Annotated in this window: 21 protein-coding genes and 1 pseudogene; 10 read left to right on the top strand and 12 right to left on the bottom strand. The window is 41.4% G+C overall.

The features are described 5' to 3' along the window. Nucleotides 1-467: 467 nt before the first annotated feature. From ACX27_RS07855 to ACX27_RS07845, 4 genes are all read right to left on the bottom strand, one after another. A complete protein-coding gene (locus ACX27_RS07855) occupies nucleotides 468-2,795 on the bottom strand; it encodes a hypothetical protein (RefSeq protein ID WP_062290588.1) in 2,328 nt (775 codons plus the stop codon). After that, the gene (locus ACX27_RS31580; protein WP_144427417.1) at nucleotides 2,770-3,114 is read right to left on the bottom strand and encodes a hypothetical protein; all 345 of its coding nucleotides are present in this window, start codon (nucleotides 3,112-3,114) and stop codon (nucleotides 2,770-2,772) included. The genes ACX27_RS07855 and ACX27_RS31580 overlap by 26 nt, the downstream gene beginning before the upstream one ends. 554 nt (nucleotides 3,115-3,668) lie before the next feature. Further along, nucleotides 3,669-3,809: a plasmid mobilization protein gene (locus ACX27_RS30720; protein ID WP_158507356.1), complete on the bottom strand. Its 141-nt coding sequence runs from the start codon at nucleotides 3,807-3,809 to the stop codon at nucleotides 3,669-3,671. 247 nt (nucleotides 3,810-4,056) lie between these two features. Further along, nucleotides 4,057-5,238, bottom strand: a complete 1,182-nt coding sequence (locus tag ACX27_RS07845; protein ID WP_062290582.1) for a tyrosine-type recombinase/integrase — start codon at nucleotides 5,236-5,238, stop codon at nucleotides 4,057-4,059. A gap of 387 nt (nucleotides 5,239-5,625) precedes the next feature. Here ACX27_RS07845 and ACX27_RS07840 point away from each other — a divergent pair, with 387 nt between their 5' ends. From ACX27_RS07840 to ACX27_RS07820, 5 genes are all read left to right on the top strand, one after another. Next, entirely contained in the window at nucleotides 5,626-6,123 is a 498-nt protein-coding gene (locus tag ACX27_RS07840; protein ID WP_062290578.1) for an LptA/OstA family protein, read from the top strand. A 172-nt stretch (nucleotides 6,124-6,295) separates the two neighbouring features. After that, nucleotides 6,296-7,024 carry an LPS export ABC transporter ATP-binding protein gene (gene lptB, locus ACX27_RS07835; protein WP_062290573.1) on the top strand — a complete coding sequence of 243 codons (729 nt, stop codon included), beginning with the start codon at nucleotides 6,296-6,298 and terminating at the stop codon, nucleotides 7,022-7,024. Nucleotides 7,025-7,159: 135 nt separating this feature from the next. Further along, nucleotides 7,160-8,275, top strand: a complete 1,116-nt coding sequence (locus ACX27_RS07830; protein WP_062298211.1) for an LptF/LptG family permease — start codon at nucleotides 7,160-7,162, stop codon at nucleotides 8,273-8,275. A gap of 281 nt (nucleotides 8,276-8,556) precedes the next feature. After that, on the top strand, nucleotides 8,557-9,021 hold the full coding sequence (locus tag ACX27_RS07825; protein WP_062290569.1) for a hypothetical protein: 465 nt from the start codon (nucleotides 8,557-8,559) through the stop codon (nucleotides 9,019-9,021). 12 nt (nucleotides 9,022-9,033) lie between these two features. After that, a complete protein-coding gene (locus ACX27_RS07820) occupies nucleotides 9,034-9,591 on the top strand; it encodes a glutathione S-transferase family protein (protein ID WP_062290566.1) in 558 nt (185 codons plus the stop codon). 115 nt (nucleotides 9,592-9,706) lie between these two features. Here the strand turns inward: ACX27_RS07820 and ACX27_RS07815 are convergent, their stop codons facing one another. Continuing rightward, nucleotides 9,707-10,990, bottom strand: a complete 1,284-nt coding sequence (locus ACX27_RS07815) for an aspartate aminotransferase family protein (RefSeq protein WP_062298209.1) — start codon at nucleotides 10,988-10,990, stop codon at nucleotides 9,707-9,709. Between the two features lie 271 nt (nucleotides 10,991-11,261). Between ACX27_RS07815 and ACX27_RS07810 the strand changes: the two genes are divergently transcribed. Beyond that, nucleotides 11,262-12,326 (top strand): potassium channel family protein, encoded by a 1,065-nt coding sequence (locus ACX27_RS07810; protein WP_062290562.1) that lies wholly within the window; start codon nucleotides 11,262-11,264, stop codon nucleotides 12,324-12,326. Between the two features lie 131 nt (nucleotides 12,327-12,457). After that, nucleotides 12,458-13,931, top strand: a pseudogene (glcD, locus tag ACX27_RS07805) (glycolate oxidase subunit GlcD). A 366-nt stretch (nucleotides 13,932-14,297) separates the two neighbouring features. Here glcD and bchM read toward each other — a convergent pair. Continuing rightward, entirely contained in the window at nucleotides 14,298-14,984 is a 687-nt protein-coding gene (bchM, locus tag ACX27_RS07800; protein ID WP_062290560.1) for a magnesium protoporphyrin IX methyltransferase, read from the bottom strand. Then, entirely contained in the window at nucleotides 14,965-15,135 is a 171-nt protein-coding gene (locus ACX27_RS32295) for a hypothetical protein (protein WP_158507355.1), read from the bottom strand. The genes bchM and ACX27_RS32295 overlap by 20 nt, the downstream gene beginning before the upstream one ends. Nucleotides 15,136-15,467: 332 nt before the next feature. On the opposite strand from ACX27_RS32295, the gene eno reads away from it, so the two are divergent. Beyond that, a complete protein-coding gene (eno, locus tag ACX27_RS07795) occupies nucleotides 15,468-16,745 on the top strand; it encodes a phosphopyruvate hydratase (RefSeq protein ID WP_062290557.1) in 1,278 nt (425 codons plus the stop codon). A gap of 60 nt (nucleotides 16,746-16,805) precedes the next feature. Here the strand turns inward: eno and argC are convergent, their stop codons facing one another. Beyond that, nucleotides 16,806-17,864 carry an N-acetyl-gamma-glutamyl-phosphate reductase gene (gene argC, locus ACX27_RS07790; RefSeq protein ID WP_062290554.1) on the bottom strand — a complete coding sequence of 353 codons (1,059 nt, stop codon included), beginning with the start codon at nucleotides 17,862-17,864 and terminating at the stop codon, nucleotides 16,806-16,808. A gap of 357 nt (nucleotides 17,865-18,221) precedes the next feature. On the opposite strand from argC, the gene ribBA reads away from it, so the two are divergent. After that, a complete protein-coding gene (ribBA, locus tag ACX27_RS07785; RefSeq protein ID WP_062298207.1) occupies nucleotides 18,222-19,934 on the top strand; it encodes a bifunctional 3,4-dihydroxy-2-butanone-4-phosphate synthase/GTP cyclohydrolase II in 1,713 nt (570 codons plus the stop codon). 222 nt (nucleotides 19,935-20,156) lie between these two features. Then, complete coding sequence (trmB, locus tag ACX27_RS07780; protein WP_062290550.1) at nucleotides 20,157-20,795, top strand: tRNA (guanosine(46)-N7)-methyltransferase TrmB; 639 nt, start codon at nucleotides 20,157-20,159, stop codon at nucleotides 20,793-20,795. A gap of 160 nt (nucleotides 20,796-20,955) precedes the next feature. Here trmB and ACX27_RS33490 read toward each other — a convergent pair whose 3' ends face one another. From ACX27_RS33490 to ACX27_RS07765, 4 genes are all read right to left on the bottom strand, one after another. After that, nucleotides 20,956-21,849 carry a beta-barrel domain-containing protein gene (locus tag ACX27_RS33490; protein ID WP_235526546.1) on the bottom strand — a complete coding sequence of 298 codons (894 nt, stop codon included), beginning with the start codon at nucleotides 21,847-21,849 and terminating at the stop codon, nucleotides 20,956-20,958. Further along, nucleotides 21,818-22,477, bottom strand: a complete 660-nt coding sequence (locus ACX27_RS33485) for a biotin/lipoyl-containing protein (protein ID WP_235526545.1) — start codon at nucleotides 22,475-22,477, stop codon at nucleotides 21,818-21,820. The genes ACX27_RS33490 and ACX27_RS33485 overlap by 32 nt, the downstream gene beginning before the upstream one ends. 92 nt (nucleotides 22,478-22,569) lie before the next feature. Next, on the bottom strand, nucleotides 22,570-25,299 hold the full coding sequence (locus ACX27_RS07770) for a peptidase domain-containing ABC transporter (RefSeq protein WP_062290547.1): 2,730 nt from the start codon (nucleotides 25,297-25,299) through the stop codon (nucleotides 22,570-22,572). After that, entirely contained in the window at nucleotides 25,289-25,918 is a 630-nt protein-coding gene (locus ACX27_RS07765) for a helix-turn-helix domain-containing protein (RefSeq protein WP_062290544.1), read from the bottom strand. Before ACX27_RS07765 ends, ACX27_RS07770 begins: the two co-directional genes overlap by 11 nt. Nucleotides 25,919-26,513 lie beyond the last annotated feature (595 nt).

Genomic DNA, 26,513 nt, shown 5'->3' with positions numbered 1-26,513 from the left:
AACCCCCGCTTTTTGCAAACTTTTCTGAAATGATGCTTTCAAGGCGTTTTCTGTAGTCTTCTTGTAGTACATCATCCCCGTCTACAACTTGGTAAATCCCTAAATTGTTATCCCCTCTCTGCTTGATTTGCTTAAACCCAAACCGAGAAAGTACGTTACCAATATTTCGTATTAAATAATTAATACTTTTTTTTGTCACTAGACAGGATAATCCCTAAATATTTGTCCAGTTCGCGTTTGTATTTAGGGGGTAGTGGTTTGATATATTTTTTGGTGATAGCGTCCTTTTTAGCTTTAGGAACATCTTCCAACTTGCTATAATCAAATATTTCTTGCACAGCATCTTCAGAATTAAGCTTGAAGATCCACCTAATTACTTTTTTGAGCGTAACTTCATTACCTAGTCCAAACTCCTCAAAAAACTCTATCTCTTCGAGAAATTTAAAGTAGGGCGTTTTTTAGCTTATCTAAATCACCAGGCTATCAGTTCCACTATCCTTAAACTGCCCTAATAACCGTTCTAGACTTTTAATATCTTGGGCTTTCAGTAGTTCTCTATTCTCCCAACGCCACCGCGCAAAAACGGAACTTACCCATCGTCCTCCGTCTTTTAAGTGTCGGTAGTAAAACTCTATTGCCTCGGATTCATCTTTTATGGAGCCTAGAAAACCAGGAAGCATTTTATTAAATTTGTACTTCTCAGCCTTAATACGTTCACTTGGGGTTATTAAAACTTTTTTATTTAAAAGTTTCTCGCCTTCTGCCTCATTAACTAATGGCGCTTCAATAATAGCAACCGCTTTTTTCAGTAATATTTGTTTTGTGGCCTCCCTCTTATCTCCTAAGAAAGACGAATCAATTTCTTTACCCTCCGCATCAAAAGAATCAACAGTGTAACCATCGGATGAGAATTGCTCTCTTAGCTTGTCCCGACGCTTGCAGCTTAAGTAATTATGTCTAGCACGTTGCTTACAAATTAAATCTAAAATAGGGGATTGTCCCTCTAGCCCAGCACGGGCTATTCTGCGTAATTCGTCAGCAATCGCATCGGGGGTAGGTTCTGGCGATTGAATTTTTGCAACGTCCGTAAGTCGGTCAACGCTATCGAAGAAGCTTTTTTTATGCTCTGATGGATAATGGCTTTTACTCCAATCACTTCTATTTGGCTTGTCAGAACTCGACCAATAATAGAGAGGTATTTGAAGGCGATATCGCCCGACCATCTGCAAAAAATCGGTCGGGGTTAAATGCGTATTTAAGGCTACCATTGCGTCAAAATGACCATCTTCGATACTTGCCCCCGACCCTAACGTTGGGGAAAAAATAAATAGCCTTATTTCTGGATGAGCTTTGATATATTCGGTAGGATTGTTTAAAAATAATTCTTGTTCTCTTCCGCCTTTAGTTTCGCGGTCAAGGCGGAAGGTTTTAAACCCTTGCTTCTGATAGCGTTCCTCAATTGATTTAGTAGTGTAAATTTCATCTAATGCCTCACCAGTTCTTTGAGAATCACAGGGAATAATTAGGCTTTTCCCTTCTTCTAGCAATTGGTCAATCAATTGGTAATTTTTAGCTTCGTTTGTAATCTCCCAAATTTCCCTATCCCGTGTGTAGGTAGGAATTTCAAGCACGTATACTGGCAAATCGGGACGTAAATTAGTAATATAATCGGCTTCTACATTAGTGATATAAGCATCGCTCAAAATAATAATATCTGAGTTTCTGCACACTTCATTTAATGCCTTTATATTTTGCGATCGCGGTGAGTAAGTATCACACTCCTTTGATTGAGTAAGGAATGAGAGAGATTGTCTAAACTCATCTAAAATTGCAATACTATGATTACCATAATCACGCCCTAGCAATTTCCATAAAGAAGGGCATACAAAGCCAATTTTTTCAATGAGTTTCGGGTCAAATCCCATTGCTTCAACATCATCGCGTATATCGATTTTTAGCCGATTACCCAACACTTCATTTAAAGCAATCGTAGGAGTAACACTAACAACTCTAGAATCGCGGTAGATTTCATTAATCAAAACATCAATGAGTTTCGTTTTACCGCCTCCCATCGGAGCTTTAAGAATAAGAATCCCCTGTGGCGGTATCTTCTCCAAAACTTTTGGATCATACTCAAAGCCACCCCAAGGTTTTTTTATTGAACAATCAGTGATGTGATGCCATTTAGGGCGAACAATGAGCTTATTTAGTAGTTCTGGATCGTCACCAGCAACAATGCTCCATAAAAAACCATCGTTGCCGTCCTCATCGTTAATACGGCTGGGTTTTAAATCTCTAGCAGAAGCAGACTTCCAAACTGCTTCTGCTTCAGATCCGTCTAGGGCAGGGTCACAGTTTTGGCAGTAACCCGCGTACAATTCTCTGGCAGTACCGGAAACTTCCACAGCCATATTTAGAGAGTTGTTGCCTTTAGCCCAATTCTCAACTGCTATTACTTCCGCAGCAACTTTAAAAGCGTCCTGGTTTCTCCCGCCTTCTTTGACACCATCTTTTATTAGTGTTTGGACTTCGTAACTACAGAGCCTAATTAGCGGAACTGTGGAGTCGCTACTATTAGCATTAGACTCAGTAGAGGCGTTTGTTTTTCTTTGACACTGTACATTTTTTGGTGGATTCTGTTCATCTAAATTAAGCAGACGCTTAATTTCAATCTCTTTCTTGAAAATGGAAAGTTTTTTACTACTAAGTACTTTTTTAATTTCCGACCATCTTTCATCTGAAAAATTCTCAAACGAATAGAACTTATAGTCATTCGCTGTAAAAAAACTTTTCAAAAGCTTGCGTCAGTTCTGACGCAGAGTATTTAACTCCAGAGTAAGAATCTAAAACTTGGAGTTTTCCCTTCTCCTTGCGGAAGAATCCGGGCGCACGCATTGGCTGATGCGGGTTACACACTGCCGGATCACCTAAGAGGGCGATCGCAAACATTCGAGAGAAGTAAGTTCTTAATTTAATCTCTACCTTGTCAGTCAAAACGAGGTGCGGATGTAAAGATTTACCGCCACTGGTAACTGTAAACGTTGGTTTAATACCACTGAGACGGATAAATTTATCAATTCGCCCTCTCTGCTCGATCTCTGCGCCGTCGTCCATCTCCGCGCCGATGTCGTTAGAGGCAAGGCAGTATTCTTTTAGTGGATACTCGCTAGGTTTCCCAGGAATGTAAAAAACGCCGCCGTCCTCTTGATCGGCTAACTGCGATAGTATGCCGAATCCATCTGGATAAAAAGTTGCTCTGTATCTGTTTTTGCCAGTTCCTCTAGTTTCCCAGAGGCTTATTCTCCCCCCTGGTTCTACAGTTCCAACAAAAAAATTTATCATGTCCTAACTTAAACCAAGCCGTATCGCTGGGGGTGAAAGAAGACTGTATAAAAAGCTCGAAAGCCGTTCTATTGTTAAGGTTTGAGCTTGTCGTTAGCGTTGAAGGTGTGCTAAAATTTAAGTAAGAAATTGCTTGCTGTTGTTCAAATTCTGATTTAATATTAGGCATAGTTAATTTACACCGTAAGGTGTATGAATCCATTAGTAAGCACCCTTGCTAAAAGATTGAAAACTAATGGGTTTACAAAAGAAAAAAAGAAACTAATTAAGCCCTCTTGTCTCCACAAGTGGGCTTTATTCATTTCTACAGAAATCACTATCTATCGTTAACTACCAAGCTTAGGTAATCCGACGTTTTGGCGAACATAAGAACTAATTGTTAAGCCTTGAGACTGAGCGGCTTGTTTTATTAGTTGGTGTTCTTGAGGATTAACGCGCAATTTAATCAGCGCCTCTCGTTTTTCCATCGCACTTAGTAATATTTTATACTTGTGTCCACGATAACACATAGTTCTCGAACTGACAATTACTTGACGACGTAAAGTATTGCTGTGCCTTAATTTCGGGCTTAATTCCTTAATTTAAGGAATGATTTTCTTACTTACGCAAATTAATCCTTAATTTAATTAAGGAGTTGTTTTCTTATTTGTAGAGAAAAAAGCTTAAATTAAGGATTAATTTCTTATCTGCGTAAAATAATCCTTATTTCCTTATTTAAAGTTCGGGGACTGAAACATCAGACACCACACCGGCGTAGTGTTTATAAATAACCTCTGGAGAGTTACCAACCCACCGCGCAACCTTTTGAACGCTAACGCCGCGCTCCAAACACAAACTAATAAAAGTGTGTCGGCAATTGTAAGGTGGTCGGTATCGTGAAACCTTACCTTCTACAACGAGTTGGGTAACAATGCCCGAAGTTTTTACGCCATGACTTACGCCACCGCGCCAAATAACGCCCGTAAAACTGTTAGCTTTAATTTCTCCCCCGCCAAGTGCAGGAAATAAAAGTGAGTCTGGACTGGGCTTATGTTCTCTGGCAGACAGTAAAAAAGCCCGTAATTGCTCATTACAAGGAAACTTGCGATTAACCCCCGTTTTGGTTTCTTTGCGCCCGTGGAAACTATAAGACTCGCAAAAGTAAATTTCTGTGCAATCAATATTGATGTGTTTCCACTGCAAGGCGATCGCTTCTCCAAGCCGACATCCAGTCAAAAATAAAAACCTTACAAAATTTGTGTAACCACTGTAGAGAGGGTGTTGTTCAAAACCTTGGATAATGGCATCACGCTCTGCTAGGGTGAAAGGGTCAATTTTTCCCGTGTCCCAACGTTTAACCTTGATATCAACAGCCAATCCTTCAAATGGATTGCTGGTAATTAATTTTGATTTAACGGCCCACTTACAACAAGCATTGATTTGAGTGAGATAACGCTTGGCTGTATATGGCGGGTAAGTTTGCAGTAAATGATCTCTGATTGCGATCGCATCCTTAATTTCATTGACAGGCAAATTATTTATCGACTTGGCGTAATTTCCCAAAAAATCCTGATTAAAAGTGGAGACAGAAACCTGATGTTGCTTAAATTCGCAGTATTTAGCCCATAACTGCATTAAGTTTGGTGTTTTAGGAATAATTTGCAGTCTTTGTTGCCCTCTTAAAACGCCTAATGCTGTTCTGTATTTCTCTAAAGTGCAATCCAGACAACCATCTTCAATATCCGCCTCAATCTGTAAAGCAACCATTTGAACCTTTTTACGGTTCTTAGGTGCGTCTTCAAAACCTGTGTAAATATAATGCTGTTTCCCGTCGCCAATATTACGCGGTAAGACAATACGAAGCTTACCAGCTTTAGCATTTATAGTTACACTACCCTTTCTTGCCTTACGTAACATTACAGGTTTCACCTCAGACATCAAAACGTCTAATCTAAGGTGATGCCCTTTATTTAACTGCCTAAAAGTCTTATACTGAGATGCTGAAATGTATTTAAACTAACATTTCGAGTGCGCCGCATTCAACCACTCTGCCACCTCTCCAGGTACTGATAGAAATGCAAAGATGTTCCTCAGCTATGATAACACTCCAAATCCAGAGAGCGATCGCTTGTTTGGGAAATCCGCATTAGACTTATATGATCATGATGAAACTTCAACGTTCTGCCAAACGTCAGTTTTCCAGCCATGACTTATCCCAAGCTATTCCAGATTGTAGAGGTTATCGCTGGAGAAAGTACTTGAGATAATTAGTATCAAATCAGAAATTCTGAATCCCAAATTTCTATGAAGCCCTGCAATCAATCGCTAACATCACAACTACGTCACTTTGGTCTAGCCTTGGTACTCCCAGCCGCACTTTTAGGCGCATTTACCTTTCCTAGCCAAACACAAACAGCAACCGCGCAGTCTGCTGGCGGTAATCGGCCTTTAACTATTCGTTCTGATATCCAAGAATATGACGCTAAAAGCCAAATTATCACTGCCCGTGGTAATGTGCAGATGTTGTATCCAGCGCGGCAAATCCAGGCTACGGCGGCTCAAGCCCAATACTTTAGCAAAGAACGCCGTATAGATTTTAGTGGCAATGTCTATATTTTGCAGCAAGGCGGCAATAGTATTCGGGCAGAGAAGGTGACATATTTAATTGATGAAGGCAGGTTTGTCGCTTTACCCCAAGGCAATCGTCAGGTAGAGTCGATTTATATGGTGGAAGACTCAGAACTAGGTGGACAAAATACTACACCAGCCCCCAAAACCCCAAATCTCAAGCCTGCCAATTAATATTTAAGTAGAACTGCGGGGAATAACTTCCTGGTTTATCCTCACAATTATGAGTGTTGAGTAAAAAAACTAGTTCTAGCCTCTAATCCCTTTTTCATAAGTCCTAGTAGCCTTGCCACGCCACTAGTGTATGCAGTTCATAATAACTACTTAGTATCAATCAACGCTGATAGTGAAAATTGTTTTAGAGAATATTCACAAATCTTACGGCAAGCGAGCCATTGTCAATCGCGTCAATCTTTCTGTTATTCAGGGTGAGGTCGTTGGTTTATTAGGCCCAAATGGTGCTGGTAAAACCACGACCTTTTACATTGCCACAGGTTTAGAAAGACCCAATCAAGGGCGCGTTTGGCTGGATACTCAAGATATTACTGGTGTCTCAATGCACAAAAGGGCGCGTTTGGGTATTGGCTATTTAGCCCAGGAAGCCAGTATATTTCGTCAACTGACTGTGCAAGATAATATACTCTTGGTTTTAGAGCAAACCAATGTCCCTAAACGGGAGTGGTCGAAGCGATTGTATACTTTGCTGAAGGAGTTTCGGTTAGAGAAAGTAGCTAACAGCAAAGGTATTCAACTTTCTGGTGGTGAACGACGGCGGACAGAATTAGCCAGGGCGTTGGCGGCGGGGAGAGAAGGGCCAAAGTTTTTATTGTTAGATGAACCGTTTGCTGGAGTTGATCCGATCGCAGTGGCAGAAATTCAAGAAATTGTAGCAGGACTGCGCGATCGCGGTATGGGAATATTAATCACAGATCACAATGTGCGTGAAACTTTAGCCATCACTGACCGCGCCTATATTATGCGTGAAGGGCAAATTCTCGCTTCTGGTACAGCTGACGAACTTTACAGCAATCCTCTCGTCCGGCAATACTATTTAGGGGATAATTTTCACGTTTAAAAAACTGAAAAATTTAAATTGAGAAGTTACCAATTACGCATTAACCAGGGTTGAACCATAAACTTTTATTTGCTTATGATTGCAACAAAGCAACAGTCTTTTTATAGTATTAATTCACTGCTGCCATTTACGATTATGGATCGTTATTTGCTCAGTGAATTGCTGCCACCGTTTTTGTTTGGTGTCGGGGCATTTTCATCGATTGGCGTGACAATTGATGCGGTATTTGACTTAGTAAGAAGAATTGTTGAATCTGGGCTACCTGTGGGCATTGCGATTCAAGTTTTCTTGTTAAAAATGCCATATTTTATTGTGTTAGCTTTTCCTATGTCCACGCTGTTGGCGACTTTGATGACTTATAGTCGTCTCTCTAGCGAAAGTGAACTCATCGCATTACGTGGGTGTGGGGTAAGTGTCTATCGGATGGTGCTACCTGCCGTGGTGTTAAGTTTGTTAGTTACAGGTATGACATTTGTCTTTAACGAACAAATTACACCAACAGCTAATTACCAAGCAAATCAAACTCTTCAAAATGCTATTAAATCTGATAAACCAGTTTTAAAACAACAAAATATTTTTTATCCCGAATACCGTGATATCCAAGAAGCCGACGGAACTAAAACTAAGATGCTGGCACGCTTATTTTATGCTGACCAGTTTGACGGTAAACGCATGAAAGGTTTAACAATTATTGACCGTTCTACAGCAGGACTGAATCAGGTAGTTGTGGCAGAATCAGCGCAATGGAATGGTTCGCAAAGTGTTTGGGATTTTTATAATGGCACTATTTATTTAGTTGCACCTAATGGTTCTTATCGCAACATTTTACGTTTTGAACAGCAGCAACTCAAACTCCCCCGCACACCACTAAGTCTGGTAGAAAAAAGCCGCGACTATGGTGAAATGAATATTTCTGAATCTTTAGAACAGTTAACAGTGGAAAAATTAGGAGGCGATCGCCAAAAAATTCGCAAGCTGCAAGTCAGAATTCAACAGAAAATTGCTTTACCCTTTGTCTGTTTAGTGTTTGGCATAGTCGGTGCAGCAATGGGAAGCATCCCGCAACGCACTGGGAGAGGTACAAGTTTTGGCGTGTGCGTAATTGTGATTTTTACTTACTATTTACTATTTTTTGTTAGTGGTGCGATCGGACAAGCTGGTGTGATTTCTCCTTTTTTGGGTGGTTGGTTGCCTAATTTTATTTTCTTAGGTATAGGTTTATTTTTATTGATGCGCGTAGCTAGGCGTTAGGACTCCAATTGAAAAAATATCCAATTATGAGGGTTAGCAGTAAAAGCAGAGGGAGAAAAAGATTCTGAATATTTGTAAACAGGAGAAAATGGCAAATGAGCAACAACTTGGTAGAATCCTACTAGCCGTTCAAGAGAGATGGAGAAAAGGGTAAAGAAACATTGCAACTTTCAGGCGCTTTTAGTGTTTTTTGTTGCTATGTTTCTCCCTTCACTAGGGTCTAAACTTACCAATCTCCAGTTATACATTTTCCAATTTTAAAGTTTTGCGACAATTTTCTCATGACAACCGCAATGTCTGATCAAAATACTGCCGATTTAGCTGCCGATGATTATGTTGTTATTGGCTTGGCAACCTGTTTTATTAAAGAAGATGGGGAAGTTCATCAAGTTGAAGTTATAGAACCAATTCCCTCTGCATCTTTAGAAACATTAATAAAAGATATTCCAACTTCCTATAAACTGGCTTGTGCCACAACTGTAGGTGCAGTTTTGGAGGGTGAAACGCCGGTATTACCCGCAGGCTTTCCTGCATCAGCACAGTTTGGTGAAGAATTTGCCCAACGAGTATTTGCAGCAGCGCGGACTTATAAACGCAGCGAAAGCAGCAAAAATTTAATTCCTTTGGGTACGACTTACACAAATTTCAAGTATTCTACTGAACGTAAACGCGTGTTAAATGCTGCCAGAGTTGTCACTAAAGAAGACAATGTGAAACAGCATTCACATACACACAAGGTTCTTTAAATACAAGTGATTATGCTAAAACTTTACGGTGGTGCCTTTAGTCGGGCTGCGATCGCCAAATGGTATCTCGAAGAACTAGAACTTCCCTACGAGTTTGTTCAGCTAGATATGCAAGGAGGCGCACACTTACAGCCAGAATACTTGCAGATTAACCCGATGGGGAAAGTTCCCGCAATAGTTGATGGTGATTTTCAGCTTTGGGAATCTGGGGCGATTTTGCTGTATTTGAATGAAAAATATGGCAAATTACCAGGTTCGCCAGAAGAACGGGCGAAAATTTATCAATGGGTGTTGTTTGCTAACTCTACCCTAGCATCAGGCATTTTTAACGAATCAACCAGAGAACGCGAAGTACCCCGTTTATTAACCCCACTCAATGAGATTTTTCAACAACAACCCTTCATTCTGGGTAATGAATTCACCGTTGCGGATGTGGCGGTGGGATCAGTTCTCGCTTACATCCCGATGATGCTGAAACTAGACCTCAGTGCCTACCCAGCAGTTGGAGAATATATTAACCGGATGTCTGAACGTCCAGCCTTTAAAAAAGGTATTGGTGGACAGGGTTAAAAGTAAAAAGGTAAAAGTCAAAAATTAAAAGGTACAAGAAAAAATTGTCTAAATCCCCTAAATTTTAAATTTATGGGGATTATCTTTTTACCTTTGACTTTTTACTTTTGCCTTTTTAACCAGTAATTTTGGCTAGTACTTTATCCACAGCTTGCAAAGCTTGGTCAACTTCCGCCTGGCTGACAATTAATGGTGGGACAAAGCGCACCACTTTTGGCCCGGCGGGGACAAGTAATAAACCTTCACTAATGGCGGCATTGACAACTTCACCAGCAGTTAGAGAAATGTCAGCAGCTAACTCCATCCCATTGATTAAGCCCCAACCCCGCACTTCAGAAATATATTGAGGATATTTAGCCGCGATCGCTTTTAATCCAGTACGTAACTGTTCTCCCCTCTCACAGACGTTCTGCAAAATATTTTCTTTTTCCAAGGTTTGGCAAACACTCAGCGCCACACCACAAACAAAGGGATTCCCACCAAAAGTGCTGGCGTGTTCTCCTGGTTGAAAAACAGCACAGAATTTTTTACTCATCATTGCGCCAATGGGAATACCACCGCCTAAACCTTTGGCGCTGGTAAAGATATCTGGTTCCACACCGAGATGTTCATAACCCCATAAATGACCACTGCGTCCCATACCGACTTGCACTTCATCAAAAATCAATAAAATGCCGGTTTCATCACAAATCTGCCGCAGTTTTTGGAAGTAAGCCACATCACCAGGACGTACGCCGCCTTCTCCTTGTAATGGTTCTAATAAAATCGCCGCAACGCGATAATCACCTTCATCTAACTCACTAATGGCTGTTTCGATGGCAGTAATATCGTTATAAGGCACGTAATGGAAACCTGGAACCAAGGGATCAAAGTATTTTTGATACTTGGGTTGTCCGGTGGCGGTAATCGTTGCTAAAGTCCGCCCGTGGAAACTAGCATTCGCCGTTAAAATAATTGGCTTTTCTATATCTAGAACTGTATGGGCATATTTACGTGCTAGTTTAATCGCCGCTTCATTCGCCTCGGCTCCAGAGTTACAGAAAAATACGCGATCGGCACAGGAATGTTGGATAATCCATTTGGCTAATTCCCCTTGTTCGGGAATGTAGTACAAATTAGAAACATGATGCAGCTTTTGAATTTGGCGTGTCACAGCTTCAACCATTGCTGGGTGGGCGTGTCCTAGGGTGCAAGTGGCAATCCCCGCCACGAAATCTAGGTATTCCCGCCCCTGTGTATCCCAAACGCGGCATCCTGCACCTTTTTCTAAGGCTAAAGGAAACCGACCATAAGTTGACATCACGGCTTCGTTAAAACTATCCGAATCAAAAGGAATAGATGACACTGAACCTGATGCTGGGGGGATGCTGGCTTCTTCAACTAGAGTTTGTAAGCTCACTAACCGCTCCTCCTGAAAATTTTTTAATTCTACACTCACTTACTAGTTTCCTCGAAATTGTTAAAAAATTTCTTGTGATTGATCGCAAATCATGATTTCTTTTAGGCTAACGCTTAAATATCCTTAAATCAGTCATCAGTTATCAGTGATCAGTTATCAGGCGGATGGCAGGTAATTTAGACCGCCACCAACGCTGTTAACCAATTGGTGCGCCTTTTCGCCCAGGGATTTTACTGTTAACTGTTAACTGTTAACTGTTAACTGTTAAACCATGTATTCCACTCTTGAGAGAAAATATCAACGTATTCAAAAAGAGCTAATGGCAGGAGCGATCGCTCTTGGTGGTGTTCTCCTGATTGGCACTTTATGGTACAGATTTGTAGAGGGTTGGTCATGGGAAAATGCCGCTTACATGACAGTAATTACCTTAGCTACGGTGGGATATGGCGAAACACAGCCACTAGGCAGCCGAGGACGCTTGTTTACCATTGCCCTAATTTTGTTGGGCGTAGTTAATATTGGTTACATAGTTAATCGATTTACAGAAGCCATCATCGAAGGCTACTTTCAAGAAGGAATTCGGCTACGACAACAGAGGCGCTTAATGGAATCCTTGACAGAACATTATATTATTTGTGGATTTAGTCGCACTGGTCGGCAAATTGCCAGAGAATTTCGGGCGGAAGGCGTACCTTTTGTGGTCATAGATTCGGAGCTAGAATCTGTGCAAAGAGCGCAAGGAGAAGGTTATATAGTATACCAAGGAGATGCTACTTTAGATGATACGCTGTTCCATGTGGGGATTGAAAGAGCGATTTGTATAGTTGCTGCCCTACCTTCGGATGCAGAAAACTTATATACAGTATTATCAGCAAAAACATTAAATCCAGATATTCGGGCGATCGCTCGCGCTAGTACAGAAGAAGCGTTGCAAAAACTACAGCGTGGTGGGGCAGATGCCGTAATTTCACCATACATTACTGGGGGAAAACGAATGGCCGCAGCCGCATTAAGACCGCAAGTATTAGACTTTGTCGATGGCATTCTTTCGGGTGCAGACCGACAGTTGTATATGGAAGAATTTTTACTTGATTCGAGCTTATCTCCCTTTGTTGGACAAACCTTGCAAAAAGCCAAACTGCGATCGCAAACTGGTGCATTAGTCTTAGCCATTCGCCGCGTTGATGGTAATCTGATCGGTGGCCCCACTGGTGATACTGTCCTAATGCCAGGAGATACCCTGATTTGTATGGGGACAGCCGAACAGTTACGCAGTCTCAACCAAGTTCTGATTCCAATTGGTTCGCAAATATTACGCAAGCCGAAGAATCAGTGATAGGTGACAGAGGTGCAATTTGGGAGAGCGATCGCTATTTTCTTCCCCTAAACTGCTATCCTGGCAAAAATAATACTCATATAAATTTCTCCTGCCTCCTGCCTTCTACAGAGTCATCTACCTAAAACCCTATGCTTACCCAAAATAAACAACAGCGTAACTGGCAACCTATTATCAAAGCATTTGAGGCTGTCCTTGGTAAAAATGGTGTAGTTCAACGCCGCGAAGAATTGATTACATACGAGTGTGATGGTTTGACTAGCTATCGTCAACGTCCGGCTGTGGCTGTATTACCCAGAACCACAGAACAAGTCGCGGCGGTGGTTAAAATCTGTAATCAGTATTCTGTACCTTTTATCGCACGGGGTTCCGGTACAGGTTTATCTGGCGGTGCTTTACCATTAGAAGATTCTGTATTGATTGTCACCTCCTTAATGCGGCAAATCCTCAGCGTTGATTTAGAAAACCAACGCATAGTTGTACAGCCAGGAGTAATTAATAGTTGGGTAACGCAAACTGTTAGTGGTGCCGGATTTTATTATGCGCCAGATCCTTCCAGTCAAATTATCTGTTCAATTGGCGGTAATGTCGCTGAAAACTCTGGTGGGGTGCATTGTTTAAAATATGGTGTCACCACCAATCACGTTTTTGGGTTAAAAATTGTCACCCCAGAAGGAGAAATTGTTGATTTAGGCGGACAAATCCCCGAAACACCAGGATATGATTTAACAGGTATATTTGTTGGTTCTGAAGGTACGTTAGGAATCGCCACAGAAATTACCCTCAGAATTCTCAAAAGTGCCGAATCAATTTGTGTATTATTGGCAGACTTTACGAGTGTAGAAGCTGCGGGGGCTAGTGTTTCTGATATCATCAGCGCCGGGATAATTCCTGGTGGCATGGAAATGATGGATAACCTCAGCATCAATGCTGTTGAGGATGTTGTTGCAACTAATTGTTATCCGCGAGATGCGACTGCTATTCTGCTAGTAGAAATAGATGGTTTAGAAGTAGAAGTTGCAGTTTTAAAACAAAGAATTACCGAAATTTGTCAACAAAATGGTGCGCGGAATGTCACCTCGGCAAGTGACCCAGAAACCCGCTTAAAATTGTGGAAAGGAAGAAAAGCGGCCTTTGCTGCCGCTGGACATTTAAGCCCCGATTATTATGTGCAGGATGGCGTGATTCCCCGTACACAATTGCCTTATGTTTTGCAAGAAATTGAAAACTTAAGTCAAAAATTTGGTTATAAAATTGCTAATGTTTTTCATGCTGGTGATGGTAATCTCCACCCATTAGTGCTTTATGATAATTCTGTCCCTGGTGCATTAGAAAAAGTTGAAGAATTGGGCGGAGAAATTCTCAAGCTTTGTGTAAAAGTGGGTGGTAGTCTTTCTGGTGAACATGGCATTGGTTCAGATAAAAAAATGTTATATGCCAGAAATGTTTAACAGCATCGATTTAGAAACAATGCAATGGGTAAGGCAGGTATTTAATCCCCAAGGTTTAGCCAACCCCGACAAAATTTTCCCCACACCCCGCACCTGTGGCGAAGCTGCAAATGCTATGAATCACAAGCAGTTTGAAGGCGTGGAAAGATATTAGTTTTCAGAAATTAGCGAATAGAATGATCTGAATATTGGTATTCTCAATTTGTAAGTATTCAGGAGTCAGAATTCAGGAGTCAGAATTGTTAAAAAACAGGAGAAATATTTGATACATCAATTTATTAATCCTAATATATACTTATTCATTCTGACTTCTGACTCCTGGGTGCTGAATTCTTACCTCAATTTAACAGTCATCAGTCTTCAAAGAAACTGATAACTGTTGACTGCTCACTGATTTATGCTGTCTCCAACATAGAAAGCAAAGATTTCAACTCTTTTAGCCCCCATAAAGTGTACAGCACTCAGCGAGAACTTGCGTGGGTGGGTTCCCAGCGTTGAGCAAAATTCGGGGACTCAGCACTTACTTGCGTGTCGCTTCCAGTAAGCGAGAGAAATAGAAGCGAGTTTTAGTCATTTCTTGGCGCTGGACTGTAAAGCCATTCTTTTCGATAATCTTGACTACATCAGCTTCACGGTGCAGATAAGCGCGAGTTGTTTTGCTTGCACCGGGAAAGAAACTACCAATTTTTTTGAGTAAACTGAGAGCGCAAGTTTTAGGGGCAAAACTGATGATTATCCGTGATTCTGCTAAAGAACAAAGGTGAGAAATCATTTCATCAGCTTTGTCTTGGGGGTAGTGGATAAGCACATCCAAGCAAATTACGGTGTGGTAATTGCCTGTCAAAGATTCTAAATCTTGGACAGCAAAAGTTGGGTTGGAGGCGTTTCCTAAAGCTTGTATAGCTCTTTGTTTGCCTTCTTCCACCATTTTTTCAGAAATATCGCTGGCAAAAACCTTAGCCCCTTCAGTTGCCAAGGGAATGCTCAGGCTACCTACACCGCAGCCAGCATCACAGATTGATAGCTCAGATAAATTGCCATCATTTTTCAGCCAGCCGATAACTTTATCCACGGTTTGTTGATGACCATAGCGGATGTCTAGCTGGACTTTGTTGACTTCACCATCACCATAAATCCGCTTCCATCGGTCAAACCCTGTGGAATTGAAATACTCACGAACAATCGTTTTATCGTCGGCTGCGTTCATAAACTTCGATTTTTAAGGGTTCCCAATCCTTAAAATTATCATTGTTGGCAGCAAGAGCGATCGCTTTCATCGAAAAACTTCTGCCGGAAGAAGAGGCAGGGGGCAGGGTGAAGGGGGCAAGGGTGCAGGGGAAGAATTGTTTACTCAGCACTTTCAACTCAGCACTCTACATAGCTTACTGTTGACTTTTGACTCAGAAATAATCCAAAATCCAAAGTTCGCATATCCTAAAGGGATTTACCAAAAATAGCTGTAGTTAAATAGGTAGGACATTTTGAAAGCTTGAATGCCAGCAATAGTAAAATTTTTACCTCCTGCCTAGTTGGTGAGCGAAGTCGAACCACTGCCTTCTGCTATATCTGGAAATCTTCTTTAATCTCAGCCCATCAGGTCGCTGAACAGCCTATGCTAACGATTAGGTTAATCCACTGGACTTAAGGCGCTCAACTCTAAGAACGCACTCGAATAAAGGACAAAGCACAGATGAGTAACATTGTAGATACAGCCATTGAGGCAATTGTGGCACGGGAAATTCTCGATTCACGGGGTAGACCCACAGTTGAAGCCGAGGTGCATTTGCTAAATGGTGCTGTGGGACTAGCGCAGGTTCCCAGTGGAGCCTCTACAGGAACTTTTGAAGCTCACGAACTACGGGACAATGATAAAAGCCGCTATGGCGGTAAAGGTGTTCTCAAGGCAGTACAAAACGTCAAAGAAATCTTAACTCCCAAGTTGTTAAATTTGGATGCGTTGAACCAAGAATTAATCGATCGCACAATGATAGCGGTGGATGGTTCACCTAACAAAGCCAATTTAGGCGCAAATGCGATTTTGGCTGTTTCCCTCGCAGCAGCTAAAGCCGGGGCGGAATCTTTGGGTATCCCCCTTTATCGCTATTTAGGCGGGCCTTTGGCGAATTTATTACCAGTCCCATTGATGAATGTGATTAATGGTGGCGCACACGCAGCTAACAACGTGGATTTTCAAGAGTTTATGATTGTCCCCATTGGTGCGTCTTCTTTTAAAGAGGCTTTACGTTGGGGTGCAGAAGTATTTGCTACTCTCAGCAAAGTTTTGGATGACAAAGGCTTGCTGACTGGTGTGGGTGATGAAGGCGGTTTTGCGCCTAACCTAGAGTCGAACCAAGTAGCTTTAGAATTGCTGGTGGCGGCGATTGAAAAAGCAGGTTATAAGCCAGGGGAACAAGTTGCTTTGGCGTTAGATGTGGCAGCCAGCGAATTTTACAAAGATGGTCAGTATGTTTACGATGGTAAACCCCACTCTCCTGCTGAGTTCATTGATTATTTAGGACAATTAGTTGACCAATACCCAATCGTGTCAATTGAAGATGGTTTACACGAAGAAGATTGGTCTAACTGGCAATTGCTTACCCAGAAATTAGGCTCACGGGTACAGTTGGTAGGAGATGACTTATTTGTAACTAATGCTACTCGTTTGAAAAAAGGTATCGAAGCCAAAGCTGGTAACGCTGTGTTGATTAAACTCAACCAAATTGGTTCTTTGACCGAAACCTTAGAAACAATTGACATGGCAACTCGCAACGGTTTTCGGTCAGTGATCAGCCATCGTTCCGGTGAAACCGAAGATACAACAATTGCTGACCTAGCAGTCGCTACCCGCGCTGGTCAAATTAAAACAGGTTCTCTGTGTCGGAGCGAACGTGTAGCCAAGTACAACCGCTTACTGAGAATTGAAGATGAATTAGGCGATCGCGCCATTTATGCTGGTACGGTGAAATAAAGTCTGAAGTCAGAAGTGTGAAGTATGAAATTTATTACTTCATACTTCATACTTCATACTTCAAGGATAGAATCCCAACTTGGGCAACCCCAAGGTTTCATCCCAACCCATCATTAAGTTCAAACACTGAATTGCTTGACCCGCTTGGCCTTTAATTAGGTTGTCAATTGCTGACATCACAATTATCCGACCTGTACGCGGGTCAGCTTCTACACCGATGTAACAAAGGTTGCTGCCGCAAGCCCACTTAGTTTGGGGATAAACACCACTTTCGCAGATTTTTACCCAAGGAGAATTACGGTAAAAAGCGTTGTAAATTGTAATTAAATCATCTCTGCCCAAGCCGGGGTCGCGCAGTGTAGCGTAGACAGTCGCCAAAATGCCGCGCACCATTGGTATAAGATGGGGTGTAAATTGTACAGTCACTTCATGACCGGCTAATTCGCTACAAATCTGCTCAATTTCTGGGGTATGACGGTGACGCACAACACCATAAGCAGCTAGGGAATTATCGGCTTCTGCTAGTAATAAATTGACTTTTGCTTGTCGTCCACCGCCAGATGTGCCAGACTTGGCATCGATAATGGCGGTTTCTGGCACAATTAAGCCTTGCTTTAACAGTGGTGACAATGCCAACAAGCTGGCAGTGGGGTAACAGCCAGGACAACCAATTAATTGGGCTTCGGCAATGCGATCGCGGTACAGTTCCGGTAAACCATAAACTGCCGTCGCCGCCGCAGTGCGATCGCTTCTTTCTTGTCCATACCAACTGGTGTAAGTTGCCAAATCATTAAACCGATAATCCGCACTCAGATCCAGTACCTTACAACCTTTTTCTAATAATTGCGGTGTAATTTGGCAAGCCAGACCATTTGGCAGAGACAAAAACACAACTTCACAGCGATGAGCAATTACCTCTGGCTCTACCGCCTCGATTGGCAAATTCACTGTATGAGCCAAATGTGGGTACAAATCCCCAAAAGATTTGCCCGCACTGCTTTCACCGCCTAAATAAACTAGCTCTACCTCTGGATGTTCCATCAGTAATCGAACTAGTTGTACTCCACCATAGCCTGACGCGCCAACAATCCCAACGGGTACGCGCCTAAAATTGCCCATGATTTTGAAATCCTTATCCGCTTTTGATTAATTTATCAGTCAATGGTCAAAGGTCAAGGGTCACTTGTCCTTAGTTACCTCAGCACTATGAATTTATTCTTTGTGAATCTCCCTATCCCCTTGACTACGACTTTTTAACTATGATTGCACTTTCGCTGAACCCCAATTTTAAAGGTAGAGGCTAGGCCATGTTATCGAATCATTGCTAGTGTATTCTCCACCGTATAAAGGAGTTACAATCACAATATAGAAATTGTTAAAAAAAAATTTACTATCACTAACTGGAAGTTTTTTGTGTCAATGCCTAAACCTACATGGCAGTCTGATAAAACTCCATCTGAAGGCGAAAACTCGCAAATGAGTGTAGTGCCGCAAGCTGGAGAAACCACTGATCATAGTGCTGCATCTCAACCAATTTTTAAATTTGATTCCATAGATGCTGCTTTGGCGGATCTCAAAGCAGGCCGCGTCATTGTTGTGGTAGATGACGAAAATCGGGAAAATGAAGGTGATTTGATTTGTGCGGCTCAATTTGCCACACCTGACATGATTAATTTCATGGCGGTGCAAGCTAGAGGGTTGATTTGTTTGGCGATGACAGGCGATCGCTTAGACGAGCTAGATTTGCCGTTAATGGTGACTAACATTACGGACACTAACCAAACGGCCTTCACTGTGAGTATCGATGCTGGCCCCCATTTAGGTGTCAGCACCGGGATTTCCGCCGAAGACCGCGCTAGGACTATTCAAGTTGCCCTCAACCCTGCCACCAAACCTTTAGATTTACGTCGTCCTGGACATATTTTCCCGATTCGTGCCAAGGCTGGCGGTGTCCTCAAACGCGCCGGACATACAGAAGCGGCGGTAGATTTATCTCGCTTGGCTGGACTTTACCCGGCTGGAGTGATTTGTGAAATTCAAAACTCCGATGGTTCAATGGCGCGGTTACCCCAGTTGATTGACTACGCCAGAAACCACAATTTAAAAATTATCAGTATTGCGGACTTAATCAGTTATCGCCTGCAACATGACCGCCTCGTAGTCCGAGAAAGTATTGCTGAGTTACCCACTCAGTTTGGTCATTTCAAAATCTACGCTTACCGCCACACCCTCGATAATTGCGAACATGTTGCTATTGTCAAAGGCGACCCCGCGACTTTCAAAGATGAGCCAGTGATGGTGCGGATGCACTCAGAATGTTTAACTGGTGATGCTTTGGGGTCTTTGCGTTGCGATTGTCGGATGCAGTTGCAAGCCGCTTTGAAAATGATTGAAACTGCTGGTCAAGGTGTCGTTGTTTACCTGCGCCAAGAAGGTCGGGGTATTGGTTTAATTAATAAACTCAAAGCCTATTCCTTACAAGATATGGGACTGGATACCGTAGAAGCTAACGAGCGTTTAGGATTTCCGGCTGACCTGCGCGACTATGGTATGGGAGCGCAAATGCTCATGGATTTGGGTGTTAAAAAAATTCGCCTAATTACTAATAATCCTCGGAAAATTGCGGGTGTTAAAGGCTATGGGTTGGAAGTTGTAGACCGCGTACCGTTGTTAATTGAGTCCAACGACTACAATTCCTATTACCTTGCAACCAAGGCGAAAAAACTAGGTCACATGCTGTTGCAGACTTATCTCGTGACAATTGCGATTCATTGGCAAGATGATCCCCAATCAGTAACCAAACGCTATGAAAGGTTGGAAAAATTACGTCATTTAGCCAAATCCCACGATTTATTATTGCAAGAAGAAGCTCGTCCTTTGGCGATCGCATTATTCGATGAACCATCTTTAACAGTACACTTAGGCTTTGACCAACCAAAGGTAGCAAGCTGTGATTGGTACCAGCAAAACGGTCATCCTTATGTGCAAGCTGTCTGCCAAATTTTGGATCATCTCAGCACCTTACCTTATATTCAGAAACTAGAATTTCTGATTTCTTCTGGTAGTGACCCCCTGAGCAACTTGCAAATTCAACTTGATCGACAAATCTTGTCTTCAGATACTTTGCCTTCTGCAATTAGCGATCGCCTAGAAAAACAGAAGATTTATAGCTTTACCAAATCACTCTAAAGTTGCGCCCAAGTTTTTAGTAAAAAATGGGTGTAAGGGTATAGGTGTTTTGGAGGCCGATGAGAGGAGGATTCAAACCCGCCTCTCATCGTTCCTGTACGGAAGACAGCCAAATCTCCGATTGGAGCAGGGGTTAAACTTCCCGAAGGGGAGTTAATTAAATTTAATATATAATTGTATGCTTAATTTTCTATTTGCATGTCCTGACGAGGAGTATCAGCTTTGGCACCTGTGAGAGTCCGCCAACACGTTAACCCATTAGCTCGCAAATATCGTACACCAGTGAATCCCCTGGAGTGGGAAAAGGTCTATGCACAACCAAACCAACCACTACATTTAGATATTGGCTGTGCTAGAGGTAGATTTGTGTTGCAAATGGCGCAGGTAGAACCTAACTGGAATTTTCTCGGTTTAGAAATTCGGGAACCATTGGTAGTGGAAGCCAATCAGTTGCGTTCTGAATTGGGTTTAACCAACCTGCATTATTTGTACTGCAATGCGAACAACTCCTTGCAACCTCTGTTATCTGGTTTAGCACCAGGAATTTTACAACGGGTAACAATTCAATTCCCTGATCCTTGGTTTAAAACTCGTCATGCTAAACGGCGTGTAGTCCAACCAGAACTAGTGACAGAATTAGCGGAATATTTAGCAGTTGGTGGAGTTGCATTTCTGCAATCAGATATGAAATTTATCGCCGTGGAAATGTGCGATCGCTTTGCCGAAAACTCAGCCTTTACAAAAGTCGGTACAGATGAATGGTTAAGCGAAAATCCCCTACCAGTCCCCACAGAACGAGAAATTGCTACTCAAAATAAAGGTGAACCAGTTTATCGCGCTTTGTTTGTCAAACAAGGGTGATATGTAGTTGAGAGGAGGCAGGAGGCAGGAGTTCGACAGGCTCGATATTCACCCTGACTGAGCATGGCTGAAGGGTTAATCAAAGGTAAATTCACATCTGCTCCCCTGCGGTTTACACTACAAATTAGGTGTTGAATAGTTTAATCAGCCTCCTGCCTTCTCAAAGCTTCACTCCTCCTTTTTGCAACTGCTTAAATGGATCAAGTAGAAAATCAATAATTCGGCGTTGACGGATAACGACTTCGGCTGTGGCTGTATCACCGGGACGCAAGGGTATACATTTATTAGCAGCAGGTAAACAATTTTGTTTGAGGGCAATATCTAAGTTATAAGCTGCAACTTTGCCAATGGGTGTGTCTATTTCTGTAGTAGTAGGAGAAATTTTAATTAGCTCACCTGAGATTACGCCATAATCTTGAAATGGATAAGCATCAAATTTGAGCTTCACTGGTAATCCTGTATGCAAAGAACCACTTTCTGTTGTGGCCATTGTGGCGCGAATGATAAAAGGTGAATTTGCAGGTGCTATCTCTGCTAACAAGCTTCCAGATTGAACAACGGCTCCAGCTTTTTGAATAGGTAGTTGAAATAAAATTCCGTTGCTAGTAGCTTTGATTTCTCTTTGTTGTAATTGAAATTGCCAAGATGCAATTTGACTTTTAGTTTGAGCAATATCTGATTGTAAAGATGTAATTTCGGTTTCGAGATTTTTTTGTTGTTCGGCAATTCTTAAAATGGCTAGTTTACCAGAACGAGTTAAAGTTTGATAACTACTTTCTTGTTCTTTGAGCCGTAACTCGGCTTGTTCAATTTCTGCATTCGCTTGGCGAATGTTCCGTTCATAACTACTTTGCTGTTCGGCTAAACGTAAAGTTGCCTGTTGAATATCTGCCTTGGTTTGTTCATATAGTTTTATTCTTTCTTGGAGAGCATCTTCCTTTTCCACAACGTTAACCTCCGCCGCAATGCCATCTTTAAAAGCTTTTTGATAACGCTCTAGTTCGCGTTGAGCGATCGCCAAGCTAACTTCCGCCAATTTTTTTCGCTTTTTCATTTTGAATAATAGTTTGTTTGGCTTGGTTTACTTGCGCTATACCTGCGGCTTTTTGTAAATTAAATGTATTAGTAGATAGTTGAAGATTTTGCCGAAATTGCTCAATTTGGGCTTGTTTTTCTAATTGCTGTGATTGATTTTGTTGCTCTTGGGTAGCTAAGGAAACCAAAAGTTGATTTTTAGCGGAATTTAACTGCGTCAGTCGATTTAACTGTCCTTCTAATTTATCTTGCGCTTGTTGTAATTCTGATTTGACTAATTCCGAGTCTAAGATTAATAAAGTTTGCCCAGCTTTGACTGTATCTCCTTCTTGCACTCTAATTTCTGCAACCGTTCCTGCAACAGCCGCATCTAGTTTAACTGTTTTATCTTGAGTTTCTACTCTTCCTCTGGCTGTACCAGTTTCATCAATTTTAGCAAACATTGTCCAAGGCAAAATTATCGAGACAAACACAACTAAAAAATAGAGTATTCCTCGCGTCCAAACCTGGGGTAAGTTATCAAGGGTTTCTCTAGTAACATCAGACCAATCATCGGTTTTTGGTAATACAGGTTCATCGATAATTTCTGGTTCAGATATATTTTTTGGTAATGAATGTGATACTTTACCATTCAATGTATTTGTCATAGTTCTTCTGAGAGGCTAGAGGTTAGGGGCTAGGGGCTAGAGATGAAGAGAAGAGATAATCAGAAAAGGCACAAATTATCAATGAGGGATGACTAAACATTAATTTGCATTTGCTGTTGATTTAAATAGAAATAATGTCCGCGTTTAGCCATTAGTTCTGCATGAGTTCCACTTTCAATTAATAACCCTCTATCTAAGACTAAAATTAAATCTGCATTCCGCACTGTAGAAAGGCGGTGGGCGATAACTAATGTGGTTCTGCCTTGGAGAATTGTATTTAAATTTTGTTGAATAATTCTTTCCGATTCTGTATCTAAATGGGATGTGGCTTCATCTAAAATTAGTAGCTGTGGATTACCTAACAAAGCTCTAGCGATCGCAATTCGTTGTCGCTGTCCACCAGATAACAACCCGCCACCTTCACCTATTTGGGTTTCATAGCCCAATGGCAACTTTTTAATAAACTCATCAGCACCAGCTAATTTAGCAGCTTCGATTAATTCTGCTAAGGTTGCACCTGGATATCCTAAACTAATATTCTCTCGAATTGTGCCACCAAATAAAAAGGTATCTTGATCAACTACTCCCACACAAGCACGGAGAGAACGTAGGGAAATACTAGTAATATCTTGTCCATCAATTAAGACTTTGCCATCAGTAGGCGAATATAAACCTAAAACTAACTTAGAAATAGTAGTTTTACCTGAGCCACTCCGCCCTACTAAAGCTACCATCTGCCCTGGTTTGATTTCAAAGGAAAGATTTTCTAAAATATTCACATCACTATCGGGATGATAGCGAAAGGTGACATTTTCAAACCGGATACTACCTTGGAGTTGGGGGATATTTTGCCTTAATTGGTGTTGTAAATCTTCTTCTGGCTCGGCATCTAAAACATCATTAATCCGTTCTACAGCAATCACGACTTCTTGGAATTGATTCCACAAAACAGTTAATCTTTGAAATGGGGTAATAATATTGACTAAAAGTAAATTAAATGCTACTAATTGCCCAATTGTTAGCTGATTTTGAATTACTAAATGCGCCCCGAACCAGAGCAAGGCAGTAGTTACTAAGGCTTGAATCGTATTACTAATAATTTGCAGTCGATTACTAATAACTTGACTGGCAAAGTTAGTTTTTACTTCTTGGTTTAATAACTCTTCCCAATGCCAACGCACATTTTGTTCCACTGCTGTGGCTTTGACCGTTCGTACACCAGTTAAGGCTTCAATTAAGTAACTGCTTTCCTTGGCGACAGCATTAAATATTTCCCGCGAAATTCTCTGTAAAAATGGGGTAGCGATTAATGCTAATAAGGCAAATGGCGGCACAATAATTAATACCAGTAAAGCCATGCGCCAGCTATACCAAAACATCAAGCCGACATAAATAAAGACGGTGAATAAATCTAATAAAATAGATAATGCTTCACCAGAAAGAAATCTTTGAATTTTGCGGTTTTCTTGAATGCGAGAGACAATATCGCCCACATAACGGGACTCGAAAAAACTTAACGGTAGCCGTAAGGTATGGCGAATAAAACCAACAATTAATACTAAGTCAATTTTGTTGGCTGTGTGGTCTAAGAGATATTGGCGCAACCCCATCATAGCGACGCGAAACAAGTTAAACATCAGCAACCCTAAACCCACGGCTGTTAATGTCAGTTCCGATCGCTGCACAACTACACGGTCTAAAATTAGCTGGGTAAATAATGGGGTAATCAAGCCAAAAATTTGGATGAATACAGAAGCAATCAACACCTCAGCTATCACCAACGAGTGAGGTTTCATTAATCCAAAAAATTGCCAAAAAGGTGTAGAGGCTTCTTTGGCATCTTTAAAAGCGGCTGTTGGTTGCAACAGCAAAGCATAACCAGTCCAGTTAGCTTTAAATTCGCTGTGGCTGAGAGTTTTTTGACCAATGGCGGGGTCGCCAATAATCACATCTTTGGGAGTAATTTCGTAAACAACTATATAATGTTTGCCTTCCCAATGAGCGATCGCAGGTAATTTTTGTTTGGCTAACTGATTAAAACTAGCTTTCACAGGTCTAGTGTTAAAACCGAGGCTTTCCGCCGCCATGACTAATCCTCGCAACGATGCACCGTTGCGGTCAACATTGGCGATATCTCGTAAACGATTCACACTAAAACGTTTACCCCAATAACGCGACACCATCACTAAGCAAGCAGCACCACAATCAGAAGCACTTTGTTGAGCAAAAAACGGATAGCGTCGAGTTACCCTCTGCCATAAATGTCCGACTCGTTGGCTAGGGTTGGGGAAGTAAGCTTTACTAATCTTTTTGCTGTCTGGAGGTTCAATAGGCGGTGCAACAATATCTATTTGATGATGTGGATGCACCTCAGATGTCTGAAGAGAGGAAGTATCTGAGCTTGTCTGTTGTGGCGAACGGGATAAGGCTTTAGTCCAGAGATGACCCCGCATTTGGGGATAGTTGGTCATCAATGACTGCAACACATCACCAGGAATAAAACATAGTTGCAAATTAACAGAAGCCCTGGCGGAATATGGCGTGAGGTTAGTTTCTGGAAATAAGGTAAATTCCCCAAAGGAATTTCCTGTTTCTAATGTGGCAATTAATTCATCAACATCATCTAGTAGCCTGACTTTACCTGTCACCACAATATAGATACCAGGTTCTACATTTGCGCCTTGCCAGAATTTACCAACTTTTGGATTTAGGGATTTAGCTTGTTTAAGACAGTACTGAAATTCTTCTACCGATAGGGAACAGCCCAAAGTCTCGTTGAGTTGTTCGGGAGTGATCAACTGAACGGATAGATTATGCACCATAGATATCTACATTTGTTCCTAATTTTGTGAACTTCATCGGCGAAAAATCGCTATCATCTTTTAATCTTGCCGATCGCAAATCTTGAATCAAAATTTTGGCACCATGAGTTTGCTGAGGTTGAGTTGCTTCAGCATTTTGGGATTTTGGTAATGTAGATAATCCCATTTGTTTCAGGAGTCGCTTAATATGGCGATCGCTAATTTCCATCCCTAATTCCTTAGCAAGATGTTTTTGCAGCCAGTTAACTGTCCAGCGCCGAAAAGAATAGCCATAGTCGCGGGGACTATTACTGACAAGTTCTCTCAATCGCTCTAAATATTGCTCGTTCACTGCTTTTGGGCGACCAATAGGGAAATCTTGCCATTGATGCGCCAGACCGATTCGCGCAATGTGCATCCAATGTCGTGCTGTAGCCGCACAACATCCCAAAATTTGACAAATTTCTGTTTGTGACTTTCCTTCATCTGTCAACAACATAATTTCAATGCGCTGACGATAGGAATCAGATAAATCTTTTTGTAAATTTTCTTGCAGTAGTTTGCGTTGAAACTTTGTTAAATACTTACCTGTAGGAGCTTGCGCCCTGTCAATGTCATATTGTGCTTGGTGGTACGACATAACGGTAAAAATGCACTACAAATGGTATGTCTGTTGTTATTTACCCAATGCAGATTAGACAGCAGATAAATCACAATCAGCGGTGCAGATTAATTTGCACCGGGCTATAAATACATATACAAAAAATTAATTTCCGTAAAAACAATTAAATATTTTTCTCGATGGAATTGTCATTCAACGATGAAGTCTATGTGATATCTCTGGTGCAGACAATCAGGCGATCGCTTCTGCAAACAAAATTTTTTGGGACAGAAACTCAAACATTTATGTCCCAAAAAATTTCTCAAATTAACCGCTTAAATTTTATTTCAATACAAATACATCTCTAGCTAGATTTACTTGCTAGAATTGGCTTCGCGAGATTTCCTAATTGAGCGCAGATACTTTTTCAAGGCATAATTCCGCAGTTAAACAGCTTCGATATTTCAATTGAAAACTAATTTTTGTCTCGCTAGTATTTACAAATTGATATTAATATGATAACTATGTGTTTTTCATCAATGTCTATATGCGTCATAACATATCTATACTAAATAAAGTATAAATAAAAGCAATTTAACCTAAAATATTTTGAATGAAGATACAATTTATCGGT

It is taken from the genome of Nostoc piscinale CENA21 (genome assembly GCF_001298445.1).
GTDB lineage: Bacteria > Cyanobacteriota > Cyanobacteriia > Cyanobacteriales > Nostocaceae > Nostoc_B > Nostoc_B piscinale_A.
This window is presented reverse-complemented; position numbering and strand designations above follow the sequence as displayed.

Coding starts and splice junctions, on each gene's coding strand:
- ACX27_RS31580 (WP_144427417.1), bottom strand. CDS start 3,114: ATGGACGACGGCGCAGAGATCGAGCAGAGAGGGCGAATTGATAAATTT.
- ACX27_RS30720 (WP_158507356.1), bottom strand. CDS start 3,809: ATGGAAAAACGAGAGGCGCTGATTAAATTGCGCGTTAATCCTCAAGAA.
- ACX27_RS07845 (WP_062290582.1), bottom strand. CDS start 5,238: ATGTTACGTAAGGCAAGAAAGGGTAGTGTAACTATAAATGCTAAAGCT.
- ACX27_RS07840 (WP_062290578.1), top strand. CDS start 5,626: ATGAAGCCCTGCAATCAATCGCTAACATCACAACTACGTCACTTTGGT.
- ACX27_RS07830 (WP_062298211.1), top strand. CDS start 7,160: ATGGATCGTTATTTGCTCAGTGAATTGCTGCCACCGTTTTTGTTTGGT.
- ACX27_RS07825 (WP_062290569.1), top strand. CDS start 8,557: ATGACAACCGCAATGTCTGATCAAAATACTGCCGATTTAGCTGCCGAT.
- ACX27_RS07820 (WP_062290566.1), top strand. CDS start 9,034: ATGCTAAAACTTTACGGTGGTGCCTTTAGTCGGGCTGCGATCGCCAAA.
- ACX27_RS07810 (WP_062290562.1), top strand. CDS start 11,262: ATGTATTCCACTCTTGAGAGAAAATATCAACGTATTCAAAAAGAGCTA.
- bchM (WP_062290560.1), bottom strand. CDS start 14,984: ATGAACGCAGCCGACGATAAAACGATTGTTCGTGAGTATTTCAATTCC.
- eno (WP_062290557.1), top strand. CDS start 15,468: ATGAGTAACATTGTAGATACAGCCATTGAGGCAATTGTGGCACGGGAA.
- argC (WP_062290554.1), bottom strand. CDS start 17,864: ATGGGCAATTTTAGGCGCGTACCCGTTGGGATTGTTGGCGCGTCAGGC.
- ribBA (WP_062298207.1), top strand. CDS start 18,222: ATGAGTGTAGTGCCGCAAGCTGGAGAAACCACTGATCATAGTGCTGCA.
- ACX27_RS33490 (WP_235526546.1), bottom strand. CDS start 21,849: ATGAAAAAGCGAAAAAAATTGGCGGAAGTTAGCTTGGCGATCGCTCAA.
- ACX27_RS33485 (WP_235526545.1), bottom strand. CDS start 22,477: ATGACAAATACATTGAATGGTAAAGTATCACATTCATTACCAAAAAAT.
- ACX27_RS07770 (WP_062290547.1), bottom strand. CDS start 25,299: ATGGTGCATAATCTATCCGTTCAGTTGATCACTCCCGAACAACTCAAC.
- ACX27_RS07765 (WP_062290544.1), bottom strand. CDS start 25,918: ATGTCGTACCACCAAGCACAATATGACATTGACAGGGCGCAAGCTCCT.